The 18,183-nt window shown below is 38.4% G+C and carries 18 protein-coding genes; 5 read left to right on the forward strand and 13 right to left on the reverse strand.

Annotated elements, in window-relative coordinates; translation table 11 throughout:
* Positions 1-40: 40 nt before the first annotated feature.
* The 10 genes from GJ691_RS04910 to GJ691_RS04955 form a co-directional block, all read right to left on the reverse strand.
* On the reverse strand, positions 41-1,240 hold the full coding sequence (locus GJ691_RS04910; protein WP_154364371.1) for a hypothetical protein: 1,200 nt from the start codon (positions 1,238-1,240) through the stop codon (positions 41-43).
* A gap of 38 nt (positions 1,241-1,278) precedes the next feature.
* A complete protein-coding gene (locus tag GJ691_RS04915) occupies positions 1,279-2,061 on the reverse strand; it encodes an ABC transporter permease (RefSeq protein WP_154364373.1) in 783 nt (260 codons plus the stop codon).
* Entirely contained in the window at positions 2,054-2,764 is a 711-nt protein-coding gene (locus GJ691_RS04920) for an ABC transporter ATP-binding protein (RefSeq protein WP_154364375.1), read from the reverse strand. The genes GJ691_RS04915 and GJ691_RS04920 overlap by 8 nt, the downstream gene beginning before the upstream one ends.
* A complete protein-coding gene (locus GJ691_RS04925; protein WP_154364377.1) occupies positions 2,761-3,999 on the reverse strand; it encodes a nitrous oxide reductase family maturation protein NosD in 1,239 nt (412 codons plus the stop codon). The genes GJ691_RS04920 and GJ691_RS04925 overlap by 4 nt, the downstream gene beginning before the upstream one ends.
* The gene (locus GJ691_RS04930; RefSeq protein WP_154364379.1) at positions 3,999-4,292 is read right to left on the reverse strand and encodes a cupin domain-containing protein; all 294 of its coding nucleotides are present in this window, start codon (positions 4,290-4,292) and stop codon (positions 3,999-4,001) included. The genes GJ691_RS04925 and GJ691_RS04930 overlap by 1 nt, the downstream gene beginning before the upstream one ends.
* A gap of 84 nt (positions 4,293-4,376) precedes the next feature.
* The gene (locus tag GJ691_RS04935; RefSeq protein WP_154364381.1) at positions 4,377-4,814 is read right to left on the reverse strand and encodes a nitrous oxide reductase accessory protein NosL; all 438 of its coding nucleotides are present in this window, start codon (positions 4,812-4,814) and stop codon (positions 4,377-4,379) included.
* A 28-nt stretch (positions 4,815-4,842) separates the two neighbouring features.
* Entirely contained in the window at positions 4,843-5,466 is a 624-nt protein-coding gene (locus tag GJ691_RS04940) for a hypothetical protein (protein ID WP_154364383.1), read from the reverse strand.
* Between the two features lie 129 nt (positions 5,467-5,595).
* Positions 5,596-7,554: a Sec-dependent nitrous-oxide reductase gene (gene nosZ / locus GJ691_RS04945; protein ID WP_154364384.1), complete on the reverse strand. Its 1,959-nt coding sequence runs from the start codon at positions 7,552-7,554 to the stop codon at positions 5,596-5,598.
* 30 nt (positions 7,555-7,584) lie between these two features.
* On the reverse strand, positions 7,585-8,166 hold the full coding sequence (locus GJ691_RS04950) for a fasciclin domain-containing protein (protein ID WP_154364386.1): 582 nt from the start codon (positions 8,164-8,166) through the stop codon (positions 7,585-7,587).
* Positions 8,167-8,177: 11 nt separating this feature from the next.
* Positions 8,178-8,684 carry a c-type cytochrome gene (locus GJ691_RS04955; RefSeq protein ID WP_154364388.1) on the reverse strand — a complete coding sequence of 169 codons (507 nt, stop codon included), beginning with the start codon at positions 8,682-8,684 and terminating at the stop codon, positions 8,178-8,180.
* 123 nt (positions 8,685-8,807) lie between these two features.
* On the opposite strand from GJ691_RS04955, the gene GJ691_RS04960 reads away from it, so the two are divergent.
* The gene (locus GJ691_RS04960; RefSeq protein WP_154364390.1) at positions 8,808-9,239 is read left to right on the forward strand and encodes an RrF2 family transcriptional regulator; all 432 of its coding nucleotides are present in this window, start codon (positions 8,808-8,810) and stop codon (positions 9,237-9,239) included.
* Between the two features lie 248 nt (positions 9,240-9,487).
* Here the strand turns inward: GJ691_RS04960 and GJ691_RS04965 are convergent, their stop codons facing one another.
* Positions 9,488-9,826, reverse strand: coding sequence for a hypothetical protein (locus GJ691_RS04965; protein WP_154364392.1), 339 nt, complete (start codon positions 9,824-9,826; stop codon positions 9,488-9,490).
* Positions 9,827-10,150: 324 nt separating this feature from the next.
* A complete protein-coding gene (locus tag GJ691_RS04970) occupies positions 10,151-10,612 on the reverse strand; it encodes an Lrp/AsnC family transcriptional regulator (RefSeq protein ID WP_154364394.1) in 462 nt (153 codons plus the stop codon).
* Positions 10,613-11,157: 545 nt separating this feature from the next.
* Between GJ691_RS04970 and GJ691_RS04975 the strand changes: the two genes are divergently transcribed.
* The 4 genes from GJ691_RS04975 (at position 11,158) to GJ691_RS04990 (ending at position 17,111) form a co-directional block, all read left to right on the forward strand.
* Positions 11,158-14,112 carry a TonB-dependent receptor gene (locus tag GJ691_RS04975; protein ID WP_154364395.1) on the forward strand — a complete coding sequence of 985 codons (2,955 nt, stop codon included), beginning with the start codon at positions 11,158-11,160 and terminating at the stop codon, positions 14,110-14,112.
* Between the two features lie 34 nt (positions 14,113-14,146).
* Positions 14,147-14,638, forward strand: coding sequence for a hypothetical protein (locus GJ691_RS04980; RefSeq protein ID WP_154364397.1), 492 nt, complete (start codon positions 14,147-14,149; stop codon positions 14,636-14,638).
* 28 nt (positions 14,639-14,666) lie between these two features.
* The gene (locus GJ691_RS04985) at positions 14,667-15,863 is read left to right on the forward strand and encodes a pyridoxal phosphate-dependent aminotransferase (protein WP_154364400.1); all 1,197 of its coding nucleotides are present in this window, start codon (positions 14,667-14,669) and stop codon (positions 15,861-15,863) included.
* Positions 15,864-15,980: 117 nt separating this feature from the next.
* Complete coding sequence (locus tag GJ691_RS04990; protein WP_179955029.1) at positions 15,981-17,111, forward strand: AEC family transporter; 1,131 nt, start codon at positions 15,981-15,983, stop codon at positions 17,109-17,111.
* Between the two features lie 220 nt (positions 17,112-17,331).
* Here the strand turns inward: GJ691_RS04990 and GJ691_RS04995 are convergent, their stop codons facing one another.
* A complete protein-coding gene (locus GJ691_RS04995; protein ID WP_154364401.1) occupies positions 17,332-18,183 on the reverse strand; it encodes a hypothetical protein in 852 nt (283 codons plus the stop codon).

An 18,183-nucleotide genomic window follows, 5' to 3' on the forward strand; every position in this document is an offset into this window, starting at 1 on the left:
ATAGTTCGCTTCAGGTTTTGAAAAGTTCAATCTATGATTTTCAATCCCCAAACCACTTTGGTAATAGCAAGGATACCAAACTAACAAAAATCAATAAACTCGCTAAGGCCAAAAATTCAAAATAACCATCAAAAATACCAAAACCTAACCAAGCTGCGATACCTTTATAAAAAATTAACCCTTCTGAAAGAAAAAACCCCATTACGAAAGCGGTAAACGCCTTATTACCTATTTCCAATAATTTAAAATGGTCGAAGAACGTAAACAATGCAATGGTAATTACACCCAAAAATGTTAAGTGGAGATACCCTATTGTAAAGTCGAGAATAATAGAGGCCAACTTTGAAAAATACGGAAGACTGGTTACTAGCTGCATCCCCATTTTAATAAAAAGTAGAACAAGTACAATGGACAACGCTTTAATTTGAAACCCCGAAAGAACATTCTTCAAATCAAAATACCCTGCCAATATAAATTTGACCAAGATCACCAATGCTACAAGTTGGAGCAAAGCACCCACCCCCCCCAAAATGTTTAATACAATCGAAGGTGGTATCCATAAGGTGGATAGAAAAAAAGTGAACACGATTCCTAAGTTCATACTCCAAAAAAAGGTCGTGAACATTTTCTTGGGTATAATAATATTACGCTGTTCCAGTACATAAAAAAATAAACCCATTAAGGCTAGCACCATCCATCCGTTATATTGAAAATGAAGGTAAAAATAAATGGCCAATCTATACCAAACCGACCCTGAACCCATGGTATTCATAATAATACCCAATAACCAAGGACCAATACTGGACAACACCATGTAGATAAGTGCAAAACGTATACATTGGTATGAACTGGTCCTTCGCAAACCATCGGGTACGTTCTTAACAAAAAACCAAGTAAACCAATAGGAAGCAACAAGGAACAAGGTTGAAAAAACAATGGAAAAAAGTGCGTATCCCTGAAAGGGAAAGGTCACCAACATACCGACCAAGGTTATCTGGGTAAACCAAAAAATACGTCGATATTCCCGATTGAGCCCTTCTTGGACCAAGAACAACTTGAACAATAAAGTAGTTAACCCCACATAAACCCAACCCAAAAGCGCTATATGGGAATGCCCGTGAACTATGAATTTATAATTAAAGGGAAACTCAAAAATTTGGAATGACCGCAATAACAACCCAAGAAATGCCGCCGTAATAAAATAACCCAGCGCTAAATGTACATGGTTTCTCAGGTTCATAATTACGACCAGCCTCTATTTATCAGTACGAAAATAGTCTAAAAATCCTTTCGCTTGGATTTGTAGGCCAATCGCCAAATAGGAAGAACGGTCCACAGTACCAACATACCCAAAGAGATGAACAATCCTAAATTAGTGCCGAAATAAGATTTGAACACGGCTCCCGTGTACCCTAACAAAGCAGAAATATCCAATTTCAACAATATCAAGGTCCGTGACAAATCGATAGGATTAAAGGTGGTAGCGGCCAAAGAAAAAGAATCTAAGGGGTACTCTTCGAAAATTATCAGTGACAACAAAAATAATCCGTCATAAATAACCGCCAAGAACAACCACATAAGAACCGCATAACCAAAGCCCTTTATCTTATTCTCATTAGATAAAGCTATATTGAATGCCAAAGCCGTAAAAATCAAGGTTAAAAATGCCCCTGTAACCAATAGCAATGAAAAGTCCCAGATGGCATCGCTCTGAAAAAGTCCGTATAGGATAAACGGTATCCCCAATCCTAATATAAGACTAAGGGTCAAGGAACCTGCAACCCCATAATATTGTCCCAAGAAAATCGAGGATCGTTTTAACGGTTGTGCCAAAAGTAGCTCTGTAAATTCCTTAGAATTATAAAAATACATTACCCCAAAGATCGTACTGATCAAAGGTACAAGAACAATGATCACGTTCATTAGGGTGATCACAGCTTTAGAAAGGTCGTGGTTCAAAAAAAGAAGCACGAATCCTAATGCCAAGTAAAACAAGAAGTACACATAACTCCATCGACTTCGCATTAAATCGTAAAAACTATATTTAAGGATCTTAAGCATTTGTAGTATGGGTTGATATTGCCGCTATGGCATGTTCAAAATCATTTTGTTCGGTCTTGGCCATCAATTCGTCGATAGTGCCTTTAAAGTAAATATTACCCTCTAACAGATACACGATTTCATCGGCCATTTCTTCAACGAATTGCATTATATGGGTCGTAATCAAGATCGTTTTCCCTTTTGACTTTTCCTTTTGGATCAGATCCTTTAATTTAAGCAAGGAAGCAGGGTCCAGACCTGTGGTAGGTTCATCAAGGATGATCAATGGACTATCGAACATAAAGGTCAAAACGATATTTACTTTTTGCTTGGTGCCACCTGAGAGGGTACCTAGTTTTTTATCCAAAAAAGGCTCAAGGCCTAAAAGTGTAATAAGCTCTTGCTCATTACTGGGTTTTTGGCGTAGATCCTTTATCATCCGGATCAATTCTTTGACCTTAAGGTTTCCCGGAAAATTGGCTATTTGTGGCAAATAATCGATTTCTTGCCGGTATTTCCAGTTTTTTCGTATGGATGCCCCAAGTACGGAAAGATTCCCTTTATTGGGAACGACCATTCCCAAAATACTTTTGATCAATGTGGTCTTTCCCGATCCATTGGGTCCCAAAACGGCAAAAATACCCCCTTCATCAATACGTAGATCCAAATGGGAAAGTACTTGGTTCTTGCCAAATTTCTTATGTAGATTCTCTATCTGTATCATTCTGTTTTTTTCATTAAAGGCATTGCATCCATAAGATTATCAGGAGTAAAGACCGGGGATACTTTTTCGGAAAAATCGATAATATCCATAAAGAGGCTTCGCAACAAAACTATAGTTTCCGGAGTTCGGTTCACGATGTAAGAGAACAATTTCACCGGTCTGTAAGGCACATCCCCAATACCATCCTTATCCAAGTCATATCCCGTATAATTGCTCCAATAATTGTTCTCGAACTTATTGTCGTTCAACTTACTGTTATACGAAATATCAAAAGAGTTATATAAGAAATTATTCTTCACAAATGAATTGGTGTAGCAGGCCCCCAGTACTTTTACCGCCCATCCGTTATTAATAAAGTCATTACCTTCATAAGTAATACGATTGGAGCCCTCTATGTTTATTCCTATGGTGTTTTCCTCAAAGGTATTATCAATTATCTCGGCATCGTTTATTTCTTTCAGTAACATACCGAAAGCGGCCGAACCCCAATTTTGTCTAAATGTATTGCCTTTCATTAAAATACGTTTAGAAAACATGACGGCAACCCCTGCCCCATTGTTTTGAAAAGTGTTATTGGTATACGTATCATCATTGGAAAACATAAAATGCAGGCCATACCTTAGGTTGTTGGTACTTTGGTTGTTATTGATGGTTATATGATCAGAAAATTCCAGATAAATACCATCCCGTACCCCTTGTACAATGTTGCGATCCACCACTACATTGTGGGAATACCATAATTGAATTCCGTTTCCGGAGTTATACTCATCTACGGCATCACCGATTATTTTGTTATGATACACCTTGCCATGGTTCGATTTTTCTAAATAGATACCGAAAAAAAGTTTTTCCAAAACTACATTCTGTATGATGAAATTTTCACTTTTAACCACCCTTATGGCCGCATAATCAGTTGTGTAACTGGTACCGACGTTGATCAGAAAAAGTCCGTCTACAGTAACATTATCGGAAACGATACGAATGATCTCCCCTCTTTTCCCACCATCGATAACCGGATAATTCTCACCCAACAAGGTCAGAGGTTTATCTATGAGGATATTGTATTCCTTATAAGTACCTTTTTTGATGAGGAGTGTATCAAAATCAACGGCCACCGCAATTCCTTCCTTTATGGATCCCAACTCGCAGTCCTGACATACCACAATGGTTTTGGCCCAAAGGGAAGTTCCCATAAGCAATAATATCAAAACAAGTACCTTACTGAAATGCTTCATTACCTGACGACCAAAAATTTAGAATCTACCACTGCTTCGACCCAATGTTTTTGTTCTTTGGGAAAATTAAAATACTGCTGTTCTTTTAAGCGAAAGTTCTCTCCGTTGATATGAAATATTATTTCACCTTGAAGTACTATTAAATGGGCGTGGGTAGGTGAGGTGTGTTCCGGAAAAACTTCACCTTTTTCCAAACTTATATTAAGGACTTCATAATGGGTAGCTTTTACCAATTTTTGTAATTGGAATTTATTAAAGCCTTGTTCAGCTATTTGACTGTTTATCTCGTACATCTTGAATGATCTATTGTTAATACTAAGGCAATCGAAATGAAAGGACGTGATTTACCCTTACGAACAACCCTTAATTAAGTACTATTATTCTATTTTGAATCTTGCTTTCAATTCTTCCCAAGAATATAACTGTCCTTTATTTTCAGTTTCAATCTGCTCCGCTGCCTTTCTTGAACTAAAAGCTGACAGGTATTCGCCCATAGGGCTTGGAATACTTTTACTGATTAAAAAAGTAGCCTCTTGTGCATTGATCAACTCTCCGGGATCTTGATAATCATTGACCAAAAAAAGTTCTATCGTAGCTACATCAACATCCTTGAGATGATTCATCATACATTCTGCAGCATCGAACTTATAAGCTTTACCTTTTTTAGTTACTATCTCAGCGGCATGCTGCCGATCTACAATGGTCATGGAACAAAAATGGCATCCATCAGCACCATAATCAATAGGTTTTGGACCTACCGTACAAGATACCATACTAACAATTACTACGACAAAAAGAAAGAATCTACTTAACATGGGTTTATATTTTATTGGGTTACACTGATTAACTTAAGGGTGTTTTAGGCTTTATGGCTTTTTTCCCAACAAAAAATGCAACGACCGTCAACATCATACCTATGAACATCATATACGCCCCTGTATGGGGTAGGGAGGTAACGTCGAAATTCAACATTTTCTGATATCCCAACAATGGCGGTTTATACGTCATTGGTGTACCGTCCGGGTTGACCACCTTTATAATTGCATGAGGGTCAAGGTTTGAGCCATAGTCAAGAAGCCAAGCATTAAAATCATACATTCCCAAGATACCTAAAATACTCATTAAGATAAACCAGCCTAAAAACCATTTATAGCTAACCTTGTGCATAAGACCAAATATGCCTATGATTACACCTAATGCAACCATACCACCGATTACGTAAGGAAAAACCGTGAACTCCCACATATCTTCCGGTTTTGGAATCACCTTCATACCAATGTAGTGATTGAGTCCGTCTATATTTTGAAGATCAAATTCCGAAACCCCCTGAATTCCAGTAATATGAATGTTCATACCTAAGGGTTCGGGATATTGGGGCGCACCCAACATAATATTCCATAATGGAAAAAAATACAGTCCTAATAGCAATAATGGACCGATGATCATTAACACACTTGCTTTTTTCATCACTAAAATTATTTGATGGTTTATATTGTGTTTGGTTTTGAAAAGGTTGCTGGCATATTGAAAAAAAAGCGGGCAAATCATATTCACTGCCCGCTTTCAATCGAATCAAATATTAAATTTCGGTGTAGATTATTCGCCTAAAGACCAAGAAAGGTCAATATTTGAATTAGCAGGTGACACCCGAACATAACCCTGCATTTCTTGGTGTAAAGCTGAACAGAAATCTGTACAATAAAATGGCCATACCCCTACTTCCTTAGGTTCCCAAACCAATGATTTCGTTTGTCCTGGCATAATCAAAAGCTCTGAATTGTTAGCTCCGATCATTGCAAAACCATGTGGCACATCAAAATCCTGTTCGTGATTGGTGATATGGAAATATACTTTATCGCCAACTTTGATACCCTCAATATTGTCCGGGGTAAAGTGACTACGAATCATTGCCATATAAACATGAACTTCATTTCCTTTACGTTCAACCCTTGCGTCATTAACACCTAATGTGGCCATAGGGTGTTTGTTTTCTGCAAGCTTATATATTTTTTGGGATTTAGGTGCTAGGATCTCCGCTGGTATACCGGCCGCATAATGGGGCTCACCATGCGTTGGAAAATCATAAATGAGCTCCATCTTATCGCCAGTAATATCATATAACTGTGCAGAATGCTCCAATTCAGGACCTGTCGGAAGATATCTATCTTTAGTGATCTTGTTCATGGCAACAACATACTTACCAAAAGGCTTTGCAGAGTTACCTCCAGGGATCATCAAGTGACCTACCGAGTAATACGTAGGTTTCCTGTCGATTACTTCCCAAGTCCCCAATTTCCATTTAACAACTTCTGAAGAAATAAAGAATGTTGTGTAAGCATTTCCTTTACCATCAAATTCGGTATGCAAGGGGCCTAAACCTCCGCTTTTTACCGTTCCAGCAAGAACATCATCAAATTTAAGGATAGGAATTCCGTAAGCTTCACCATCAAACTTCTTACCGTCAATAGCGGCCAACATCTTATCAAAAGAATGAACGGTTAGATCAGCTGATAGTTTTCCGTTACCTATAATATAATTCCCGGTAGGATCAACATCACAACCGTGTGGTGATTTTGGGGTCGGTAAGAAATAAACCGCACCAGGAACTTTGGTGGGGTCAACTGTCAATACCTCTTTCTCCATGGTAGAAGTTGCTGTGTGGGTCTCATCACTATATACGTTATGTGCATAATTGGCCGGCATTTTTGTGCCACCACCATTGTTCACATACTCTTCGATTTTCTTCCAGTTAATAGCCGCGATAAAATCTTTATCGTTTTGAGATGCATTTACCTCTAACAATGAATTCGCTTCTTCTGTATTATACGTAGTGAAGAAGAACCAACCGTGGGATTTTCCACGACCCGGATGTGAAAGATCATAATTGAAGCCAGGCATCATTATTTGGAACTTAAGATCCAATCTACCATCTTCAGGATCCACACTTACAAAGGAAAGTGCCCCTTTAAAATTGCCTTTATATTCATTGATAGGCATATCCCTTTGAGGTACCGGCACGGAAAAACGGGTACCTGCAACAACATACTCTGTGTTTTCAGTTATGAAAGAAGAACTATGGTTACCGGCACTGTTGGGCAATTCTATTATTTCCTCAGTTTCAAAAGTAGAAAGGCTTATCCTTGCGATACGTGGAGTGTTGTTTCCGTTGATGAAAATCCATCGTCCGTCCAATTCACCATTGGTCTGTGAAATATCTGGGTGGTGGGAATCATCCCATGGAACAAAACCAAAAGAGGTGTTCAACATAGGTTTGGTCTCTTCGGAATAGCCATACCCGGAAGTAGGGAATTGCGAAAAAACAGGAATTTCTTTGAACATTCTACCTGACGGCAGTCCGTAAACCGTAAGGTTTCCGCTATAACCCCCAGACATAAATGCATAAAACTCATCTTGCTCTCCTGGTGCAACGTACACCTTTTCGGCGTTGTTGGATGCAAGTGCCCCATTGGAAGATTTCTTGCCCGAATCGTTGCAACTGGTGAAAACCATTACAAGACCTAAAAGGGCAAGTATTGAATAATTGATTTTTTTCATTGTGATTGTTTTTATGTTTAATTGAGTTGTTTATTCTTCTGTCGGAGGTATTATGACCTTATCGACGACATGTACGATACCATTCCCAGCTTTTACACTAGCTATGATTTTAGCTCCACCAACATACACATCCTCGCCTTTTACTTCTACTGTGGTATTCTGGTCATTTGCTTGCCCCAGTTTTTTGAATTTCTTTAAAAAATCCTTGGAATAATTTCCGGCAGTAACATGATGCTTTAGAATATTCGCCAAAGCATCCTTGTTTTCAGGTTTCAGTAAATTCCCTACCGTACCTTCTGGCAGGGCTTCAAAAGCTTCATTAGTTGGAGCAAAAACCATTAAAGGCCCAGCATTTACGAGTGCATTCTCAAGTCCCGCAGCTTGCACAGCCGCTACCAAAGTGGTGTGATCGGGCGAACCGATGGCTATCTGCAGTACATTTGGAGTAGAGCCATCGTCCTCAATAAAGGCTTGGCCCTGTTTCTCTACTACTTCAGTTGCTGTTGAAGAAGTAGTATCGGTTTCTGTTTTTGCTTCATTTTTGCAACCTACAAATAATAGTAGCATTGAAAATGAACTAAACAATAGTTTAAATTTGGTTGTTGTTTTCATATGATTGTTGGTTAAAGTGACCTAAAGTATTCAAGAATGGCTCTCGCCTGCTCTTCTGTCAATCCTTGATTGGCCATTGGAGACCCATTGAATTCTGCTAAAAGATCTTTGGCCAACGGATCTTTTGTAACCATTTCCTGAGGATTAAGAATCATGTTCATTACCCATTCCGGTGTTCTTCTTTCCAAAACGCCATTAGGTGCGGGACCTATGAACTTTTTCCCAATTCGGTGACAAGCCAAGCACATTTGGTCATAAACCTCTTTACCTTCTGCAGCCATTGCCTCATCAACGGTTTCATTCAATGTTACCGATTTAATTGGCCCTACACCCTTGTTAACCAAATCAATACGCTCCGAAGCTTTTGCTTCAGTAGCGACCGGAACTTCTGCAACCTTCTCTGTGGTCGCCTTTTTTTGCTTTACACTAAACCCTTCTTTTTTCTTTTCTTCTTTACCCCCACAACTTAGCATTAGTAATGAAAAAAGAATCGCTGTACTCTTTAATACTATTTTCATGTTAAACATTTTATTAAATTAGACCGTAAAACTAAAGTGCTTAAATCAATATTAAAATGATAAAAGTCATATTTCGGATAATAATATCTTTTAATCTTTGTTAAAACAAATTCCAGTAAATATATGTTTTCAAATTCTTCTAAGTACGCCCTGAAGGCGGTACTCTATTTGGCTGTAAACGCCAGTGAATCGAATAAAATCATGGCTAAGAACCTCAGTGAACCCATTAACGTTCCTCAAGCCTATATCTCCAAATTATTACAAGACCTTACAAAACATGGCGTTGTATCTTCAACTCGAGGCCCTAATGGAGGTTTTTACCTTAATGAAAAAAATATGGCAACCCCTTTGATCAATGTTATTACTATAATTGATGGTGACAGCAACTTAAACGCCTGCTTATTAAGTATAAATCGTTGCAATAGTGATCACCCATGCCCTTTACATGATTTCGCAGCATCTTATAGAGAAAACCTTCTTGATAACCTTGAACATAAAACCATAGAAGACATGGTAAAGGATATAAAGAATGAGAAATCCTTTCTGCCATTCTAATATATGCCATTAACACACGCCCATTTTTTATCCAATTATTATATTCTCTTTCAACACCCTGATAGTCAAAACAACTTATATTGAATTATTTATAAAATAGAGGTCAAGAAAAATACCACGGCCATAATAACAGCCTAAAGGTTAATTCTTATAACCGGTTAAATCAAAGACCAAAAAAAGCCGATGCTGTAAAACATCGGCTTTTCCATATTTTCAATATTTTCCTTAATCAGGTGCTCCAGATTAAATCATTCTTTATCCGCACTGATTAAAACAGGGATGCGATACACCTTTCCAGGTTTAAAAGTCCCTAAATTGACCATATTGTCTTCGATATTTTCCTTTAAGTAACTTTCAAGTTTTTTATCCGTTGTATTAACTGAGAGAATTTGAATCTCTCCAAAACTATCGATAGCCAATCGCAATTCAGCTACAGAACCTTTGATATCATCCGGAATCGGATTGTTCATTAAAATTTTAGAAATCTGCGTAGTTAATTTTTTAGTGGAAATAGGTTTGTTATTTGCATAAATACAACCTGAGCCCAAAAATAATATCGCCACAAGAAGTAAACCAATTTTTTTCATAACCGTAATTTTATAATTAAAGACATGTATTTTTATTAATATAACAAATATAAGCTATTATATTGTGAACTTGCTATTTTTTAACCTGATTTAACGTCAAATATCATGGATATCACATTTTTTTGTATCAAATTGTTCAAAAAGTTACAAACATCACAAATTGGAACGCTCATAAGCGCTGATATCTCCTAAATAGAGCCTCTTTCTTGCGTACGGTATTACGAAATAAAATGAGGGAAAGAAATACGGCTTAAAAATAAAAGTGTTTAAAACCGTGTATGATTAAGAAAATAAGCTAGGATATCATCATGGAAGTAGAAAATTTTAGGAATCGAATTGAATGTGTCTAATGAGCTTTTCTTCCACTGAAATAAAAGATTCCACACCTTTTATCCCATTTATGGCCAATACTTGATTTTGATATACCTCCCTATAATGCATACTATCCCGTGTATGCATCTTAATAAAGATATCGAATTTACCGGTGGTATGATGAATCTTCACAACTTCATTGATTTTTACCAGATCATCCATTACTTGTTTATAAAGGGAACTTTTACTTAAATAGATTCCTAGAAACACCGTTAACTTCCACCCAATTTTTGAATAATCCAAATTTAAGCTGGCCCCGGTGATCAATCCCATCTCTTTCATTTTTCTTACACGGGCATGAATAGTACCAGGGGATACGATAAGCTTTTTGGCTACCTCGGTATAGGGCATTTGCGCTTCGTCACTTAAAATGGAAATGATTTTAAAATCGATTTGATCTAATTTATTCTTCATATTCTATACTTTATCTCTTCTGATGAAATGACCCTAACAATGTTAATCAAGACCTTTAAATATCTACACATTATACACCATTAACTCTGTTTTAGTAAATATAATTTAGTCTTTTTTAATTATTGGTGTTTTTTTATTAATATAATTCGCCTTATGATGCATATAATTCATTTTGACAAAGGGAGGATTATAGTTATGATAAAAATGCCCGAAAAACGATAAATATCAATAAAGCAGGTTTTTAAGATATACCGATTTACATTATGCATTATTCTTAGTGTTTTTTTATTTTACTACATTTTATTCAGCCTTTTAGTCATATAGGCTCATTATTTATATCTTTTTCGCCATTTCCTTATTTTTATTTCAAACAAACTCTAACTAATATTGCTTCTGTTACAATTGGTTGATTATCGACCATTGAAAGCAACAGAAAAAGTGTCCGGAACTTTTCTTTACCATATGTTATAGATGCATTAGCCCATACCTAGTGCCTTTTAACCGTGTGGTTATAATGAGCATTTAACTACTAACACTCAAGACTTATGAAGAAAATTCTTTTACTAACACTCCTACTGATAAATTCAGTTTTTCTGGTAAATGCACAAGACATTTCCGTTTCAGGAACAACATCCGATAGTTCAGGCCCCCTTCCTGGTGTAAATATAAGAGTCAAGGGATCAACAATTGGTGTAATCTCCGATTTTGACGGAAACTATACCATACCGAACGCCCCGAGTACAGGCACTTTAGTGTTTTCTTACATAGGTTATGCTACCGAAGAGGTAGCCATAGATGGGCAATCTACCATTAATTTAACACTTAAAGAATCTGCCGAACAATTGACCGAGGCCATAGTTATCGGTTCCAGAGGGCAGCCAAGAACAAAACTTAAGACCGCGGTGCCTATAGATGTGATTTCCATTAGTGAAAACGCTGTAAATATGCCCGAAGTGGATCTTTCCCAAATGCTAACGAAAACAGCGCCTTCATTCACGGCCTATCAATCACAAGGTGGGGATTTGGCCTCCCAGGTTATAGCACCTTCTTTAAGGGGACTTGCACCAAATCAAATGCTAGTACTGATCAATGGGAAAAGAAGACACACTTCGGCACTTTTGGCAGGTACACAAACAGGTACCGATGCCAACTCTGTAGATATGAGTTTTATCCCTTCAGGTTCTATTGAACGTGTTGAGATCTTAAGGGATGGGGCCTCCGCTCAATATGGCTCCGATGCCATTGCAGGGGTTATTAACATTATCCTTAAGAAAGGAACCGACAAATTTACCGGAACCTTAACCGCTGGCGGGTACACCAACCAATCTCCAGATTTTAGCTATTCCGATCTTTCAGACGAAGAAATTGGCCTTATTGAAGCCGGTACGGGTGATCCAGACGGACTTAATTACCAATTCGATGGCAATTACGGATTTTCCTTTGACAATGGAGGGTACTTGAATATTACCGGAATGTTTAAACAAGCGGACAGAACCATTAGGGCCAGTGTACTCCCAGAAGACAGGTTTACACTATATAGCGATGATTATTTGAATAACCAAACCACCTCTACCGATGGTAATGTAATCATAACTAACCCAGAATTGGTAAGTGCACTTGCCGCTGGTAACACCGCTTTGGCCGATGAGCTCAGAACCGTGTCTGGTTTAATGGATGCCAGGGGACTGGAGCAATATGATGTTGCAACCTATGCCGGTAACCCATTGATCAACCAAGGCGGACTAGGATTCAATCTTGAAATCCCGGTAAACGATGATGTAAATTTCTATTCTTATGGTGATTTAGGTTTTAAATATACCGAAGGTTTCAGTTGCTACTACAGAAGGGCAAACCAATCAGATAGAACAAGTTATTACTTGTACCCAAATGGTTTCAGACCTCAAATGTACACCAACCAGACCAACTTAGGCCTAACCGCAGGGGTTTCAGGTAAAATAGGTGATTACGATTTTGATTTTAGTAACACATTCGGAAAGAACACTATGAACATAGGAATGTTCAACACTTGGAATGCAAGTCTCGGGGATAGTTCACCTACTGATATGAACGTAGGTAAACACAGCTTCTTACAGAATACGGGCAATTTTGATGTTTCAAAGTTTTATGATGATGTTTTAGAAGGACTAAACGTTGCCGGAGGAATAGAATTCAGGGTTGAAAACTATGCCATCGAAGCCGGACAGGTTGAAAGTTACACCTCAGGAGATGCAGGTTTTACCACTGCAACTGAAGATAACCAAGCATTAATCGGTCCTGATGGTTTTCCTTTGGAAGATCTTGGAGGAAACCAGATTGTTGATGTAAACGGTGACCCGATAGAGTTGGAGTACGCCGGTATAAGCCAATACCAAGTAAAAGGATATTCTCCGGGATGCCAGTGTTTCAATGGTTTTTCACCAATAAATGAAAGTGACACATGGCGTTCGGTCATTGCTGGTTATTTAGATGTAGAACTTGATGTTACCGAAGATTTCTTCGTAGGTGGCGCGTTGCGTATAGAAAACTACTCTGATTTTGGAAATGTAATGACAGGAAAAATAGCTACAAGATATTCAATCGGAGATAACTTTTCTATAAGAGGTTCTTATAGCTCTGGTTATAGGGCCCCTTCTTTACAAGAGCTTAACTACTCTCAAGGTTATACCTATTTTATTGATGAGATCCCCTACGATGCCGTTCTTTATCGTAATGGTAGTGCTGCCGCCAAAGCGATAGGATTGGACATATTGGATCAAGAAACCTCAGGAAACCTCAGTGTTGGTTTTACGGCAAAGATTACCAATAACTTCAACTTGACAGTCGATGCTTATTCAATCAAGATAAAGGATAGGATTTTCACAACCTCCCAATTCACTTCAAGCGATGCCCCTGTTTTAGAACCGATTATCGGCGCTGGGCAAGCCAGTTTCAGAATCAATGGAGGAGACATTAGCACCAAAGGTGTTGAAATAGTGGCAAACTACGATACCAAAATAGGGACCGGTAAATTGGATTTTACTTTATCAGCAACATTAAGGGAGAATAAGTTTGACCAAGCCGTTGTTCCTGAATTGAATACCGTATTGACAGAAGAAGAACTTATTGACAAGTATATTACCAGAGGTTCCATTGGCCAATTCGAAAAAGGAACGCCAAGTTCCAAATACTTGGGAACCTTGACTTACAAAATAGGAAAATGGTCTACCATGCTTACAGGTGTTCGTTGGGGAGGTGTTACCGCCCTGGATTCCTACGAAGGTACTTTGTCAGATGGCAGCTATGGTTATGCCGATCAATTTTATACACCTGAGTTCACAGTTGACCTTGGTGTCACCTATGCGTTTTCGGACAAACTTAGTTTAACCGTTGGTGGAAATAACATCTTCAACCAATATCCAGAAATTCAAAGGAATGAAAATAGAGGGTTTTATCTATACTCCAACTATCAGCAAGGATCTAACGGAGCCTACTACTTTGGAAGGTTAACTTTTAGCCTATAAGATTTGTCAATAAATGAATTTAAATATCACAACTATGAAAATATCCTTAAGAAATATATTTATAATACTCCTTGGTGTTGGTCTTTTTTCTTGCGAACAAGACCGTTTGGAGCCCGAATTGGAAGCTGCTGAAGGTGGCGGAACTTTAACGAGCTACATGGCCTACACCATTAGCTCGGTCGATGTCGATTCCGATGTTTACGGGCGAGTGGTTTTCTGGAACGAACCAACCCTTTCACAAACCTTTATCCAGGTTTCCCTATACAATACACCTGATTCGGAAATGCTTCCCGTCAGTATACTCAATGGTGCAATCGGTGATGAATCTTCAGTATCATTCTCTACTTATGATGTAGATGGAAGTACGGGTGAACTTGGTGAAAGTAAATTCTATGTGGTCACCGATGATTCTTTTTATGATTCCCTAATGACGTTGGATGCCCATATCAATATATATGACAGCACAGGTACGATTTTAGCAGCGGGCGACATTGGCAGCAATGCAGACCCCGTGGAATCGAATTAACAGAATAATAAATTAAAACACACATATTATGAAAACTACAACAGTGAACCGAAGAGAATGGTTAAAAAAAGGCATGCTAACCGCAGCCGGTGTAATGGCCGCACCTTACTTATCACATGGTGCATTTTCCTCCCGCCCCATAACGATAGATGCAGAAGGCAATATTCCTTACACTCCTTTTTTCAAAGAGTACCTACCCTATAACGTAACCAATTCCGTAGATCTTGCCGCAAAACTGAATGCCAATGAAAATCCCTACGGACCATCACCAATGGCCGTTGAGGCATTACAGAAAGTGGCCTATAAAGGTAATCGTTATGCTTGGCAAGAACTCTTCGACCTTATGGATAAAATAGCCAAGTATGAAGGCCTGGAATCCAAGAACATTATCATGGGTCCCGGTTCATCGGATATCTTGGAAAAAACAGCCATGGTATTTTTCAAGGATGGAGGCAATGTGGTTTCTGCCGATCCCTCATATATGTCGTTGATCAAAGTTGCACAGGCAACAGGCGGTACATGGAAAGCCATTCCCTTAAAAGATGATTGGTCCCACGATTTGGACGCCATGGAAAAGGCCATTGACGCAGACACCAAACTGGTATATATATGTAACCCCAACAATCCAACAGGAACCATCACGGATTCTAAAAAGTTAATGGATTTCTGTTCTCGGGTTTCTGAAAAAGTCCCGGTTTTCGTAGACGAAGCTTATTTAGGCTTTTTGGAAGACGGACATAAAGTACATAGCATGGCGCCACTGGTAAAAGAAGGCAAGAATGTTATCGTAGCTAGAACCTTCTCAAAAATACACGGTATGGCCGGCCTTAGGGTAGGATACGGTTTGGCAACACCTGAAACCTTGGCAAGAATCGAAAAAATAACAAGAGGTGGTATGGGAATATCGTTCACTTCGATCTTTGCCGCGTTGGCCAGTATGGACGACATTGAATTCCAAAAAAAATCGAGAGACCTGAATACCGCTTCTAGAAAATATGTCTTTGAAGCACTGAAGGAAATGGGACATAAACCAGTTGAATCCTATACAAGCTTCATGATTTTCCCTATTGAAATGGAAGGCAAGGCCTTTTTAGAAAAAATGACCGCTGAAAAAGTAGGCGTCAGGGCTTTCGAATTCATGGACAAAACCTGGTGTCGTGTAAGTATGGGTACCATGGACGAAATGAAACTATTTACAGCTGCGTTGGACAAAGTTCTAGTCTAGATTAAGTTTAAAATGCTCGTAGCCATAAGTGCTTGAAGCTAGATGAACATTAAATCTAGCTTCGGGCCTTTATTACCGGCAATTGATGAAAAAATTTAAAACACAACTTAATTAGATATGAATTTTGCCTTACAAAAAACCCTGGAACTCCTTATTATAATAGGTTTGGGAATATTTTTGCAGAAAAAAGTCGCAAAACAGGATTTAAAGGGAGTTAAAGTCCTAGTTCTTAGCGTTGCCTTACCTGCAACAATTTTCGCCGCTTTACTTAAAATTGAATTAAAGGGAACACTACTGGTATTTCCTTTACTGGCGCTCTGTTTTAACCTTTTAATGTTACTGGCTTCAAAATATGTTCTTGCGAGCACATTGCCTACAGAGGAAAATGCCAAAAAAAGAACTTTAATGATGCTATTGCCCTCCTTAGCACCCGGATTATCATGTTTCCCATTTCTTGTTGTTTATATTGGGGAAGACTCCCTTGCTTTGGCTGCCCTTGCAGATGTAGGCAATAAGGTATTTGGCCTTATTCTCCTGTATCTGCTGGCAATGCATTGGTACCACAAACGATCCATAAAAGAAGCTGATTCCTCTACGGGTGGTAAACTTAAAAGTTTAGTGATGTCCTTGATAAACGAACCGATCAACATAGTGATCATCTTAGGATTGATAATGTTAAGCTTTGGGTTAAACCTGACCTCATTACCCGGTTTTCTTCAAAATACCGTACTGAGTATGAAAGTTTTGATGACGCCTTTGGTATTATTGTTCATTGGTATGGCCGTGCGCATCAACCCAGGGGAATTCGGTATGATCTTATCTTTATTGGTCAGGCGCGCCGGAATCGCATTTTTATTATCAGGAATCTTTGTTCTATTAGTGCCGAGCCTTGCCCCTGCCATGATTTTACTCTTGGTGGTGTTTCCACAGAGCTCATGCAGTTTTTGGCCTTATGCCCATATGAGTACGGTAAGTGCAATGGAGGATAAAGACGAACAGAAAGAACCGACTTTCGATATTAACTTTGGCGTGAATATACTGGCTTGTTCTTTACCTTTTTCAACGTTGCTCATTATCGGGGTTTTCTCTTTCAGTGATTTTTTCCTTCCAGCTTTGAACTTGGTTCTATTGGGTTCCATGATGGTCGCCGTATCATTCGCACCCGTTCTTTATAGAAAATTAAAATCGATCAAAAAGGGAAAAAAAATAGAAAATTTTTCGGTAATACCTTCCAACGAGAATAACTAATAAACAAAAATAAAACCAACGGCTTTATCACAAATATTATAACACGATTATGTAAAAAAAACCTTTTTTTAATAAACCAATAAACTTAAGTACCAATTAACCAACCAGTTTTATTACCCCAATACCTCCTTAATTCTTATTGCTGTTCATAATTGTGTTTTAAAAAAAGGGAAGCCACTACGGACTTCCCTTTTTTATTGCATATTTTTCAATGCTTCTTCTAAAACTCCATTTCAAAAAACAGGCTACTAGCCTCATTTTCATCGGTAACTTCTTCCCCTTTTAATACCTCACTTGTGGCATTCAATACTTGCAGATTCACCACCCAATACCCTGTCATGGTCAATGACAACTTGCCTGTGTACATGGTAGAAACTTCGTCATAAGTTAAATCTACGTTGTTCGGGGAAGTATGGTTTCCCATACTGGGCATTCTGGGATCGATCAATATTCCGTAATCCCTAACAGGGGAAAAAGCCTTCATACTATCCATTTTATAAAGCATGGCAGAAAAATCATTTACTGCAACTTCAGGCTCCATAGGCATCATGGCCAAAATATAACGGGAATCATCACTACCTGTAAAGACATTCACCCTTCTTTTATTGTCGGAAGGCATGTTTACCTCCAATTCCTTACTTGCAGAGTATTCAACACCGCCAATGGTATAATTAATGGTCATCTCCCAATACTCCGTTTCGTTCCCTGCCATTTGGAATATGACAAAACCGGTATAAACCGCATCATCCCCTCCTTGGAGTACACTTGACCTTGGGCAAGAATGTTGCATTTCGGCCATATGCATCAATGGCATCCAAGAAACTTCCGCACCTGAAATATAACTATTGGTGTCATTATCCTTGATTCTTAAGGACAACTCATTATAACCGACCGTAAACTGATCCTGTTCAGCATATATTTCAATGGCATGGGAATTGGCCGTTAAGGTAGTCAGCATAGTAAATTCTGCCAATGGATTTTCATCCATGATAACATCATCATTATCGTCGCTGCATGAAAAAAAACTTGAGGTTATAATTATTATCGCTAATAGTAATTTGAAAGTTTTCAT

This window comes from Maribacter luteus (assembly GCF_009674825.1).
GTDB classification, from domain to species: domain Bacteria; phylum Bacteroidota; class Bacteroidia; order Flavobacteriales; family Flavobacteriaceae; genus Maribacter_A; species Maribacter_A luteus.

Bases quoted from the DNA above. Each gene is read 5' to 3' on its own strand.
- GJ691_RS04935 (WP_154364381.1), bottom strand. From the start codon at position 4,814: ATGTTAAGTAGATTCTTTCTTTTTGTCGTAGTAATTGTTAGTATGGTA.
- GJ691_RS04920 (WP_154364375.1), bottom strand. From the start codon at position 2,764: ATGATACAGATAGAGAATCTACATAAGAAATTTGGCAAGAACCAAGTA.
- GJ691_RS04960 (WP_154364390.1), top strand. From the start codon at position 8,808: ATGTTTTCAAATTCTTCTAAGTACGCCCTGAAGGCGGTACTCTATTTG.
- GJ691_RS04925 (WP_154364377.1), bottom strand. From the start codon at position 3,999: ATGAAGCATTTCAGTAAGGTACTTGTTTTGATATTATTGCTTATGGGA.
- GJ691_RS04955 (WP_154364388.1), bottom strand. From the start codon at position 8,684: ATGAAAATAGTATTAAAGAGTACAGCGATTCTTTTTTCATTACTAATG.
- GJ691_RS04910 (WP_154364371.1), bottom strand. From the start codon at position 1,240: ATGAACCTGAGAAACCATGTACATTTAGCGCTGGGTTATTTTATTACG.
- GJ691_RS04990 (WP_179955029.1), top strand. From the start codon at position 15,981: ATGAATTTTGCCTTACAAAAAACCCTGGAACTCCTTATTATAATAGGT.
- GJ691_RS04940 (WP_154364383.1), bottom strand. From the start codon at position 5,466: ATGAAAAAAGCAAGTGTGTTAATGATCATCGGTCCATTATTGCTATTA.
- GJ691_RS04995 (WP_154364401.1), bottom strand. From the start codon at position 18,183: ATGAAAACTTTCAAATTACTATTAGCGATAATAATTATAACCTCAAGT.
- GJ691_RS04985 (WP_154364400.1), top strand. From the start codon at position 14,667: ATGAAAACTACAACAGTGAACCGAAGAGAATGGTTAAAAAAAGGCATG.
- GJ691_RS04930 (WP_154364379.1), bottom strand. From the start codon at position 4,292: ATGTACGAGATAAACAGTCAAATAGCTGAACAAGGCTTTAATAAATTC.
- GJ691_RS04965 (WP_154364392.1), bottom strand. From the start codon at position 9,826: ATGAAAAAAATTGGTTTACTTCTTGTGGCGATATTATTTTTGGGCTCA.
- GJ691_RS04975 (WP_154364395.1), top strand. From the start codon at position 11,158: ATGAAGAAAATTCTTTTACTAACACTCCTACTGATAAATTCAGTTTTT.
- GJ691_RS04950 (WP_154364386.1), bottom strand. From the start codon at position 8,166: ATGAAAACAACAACCAAATTTAAACTATTGTTTAGTTCATTTTCAATG.
- GJ691_RS04980 (WP_154364397.1), top strand. From the start codon at position 14,147: ATGAAAATATCCTTAAGAAATATATTTATAATACTCCTTGGTGTTGGT.
- GJ691_RS04915 (WP_154364373.1), bottom strand. From the start codon at position 2,061: ATGCTTAAGATCCTTAAATATAGTTTTTACGATTTAATGCGAAGTCGA.
- nosZ (WP_154364384.1), bottom strand. From the start codon at position 7,554: ATGAAAAAAATCAATTATTCAATACTTGCCCTTTTAGGTCTTGTAATG.
- GJ691_RS04970 (WP_154364394.1), bottom strand. From the start codon at position 10,612: ATGAAGAATAAATTAGATCAAATCGATTTTAAAATCATTTCCATTTTA.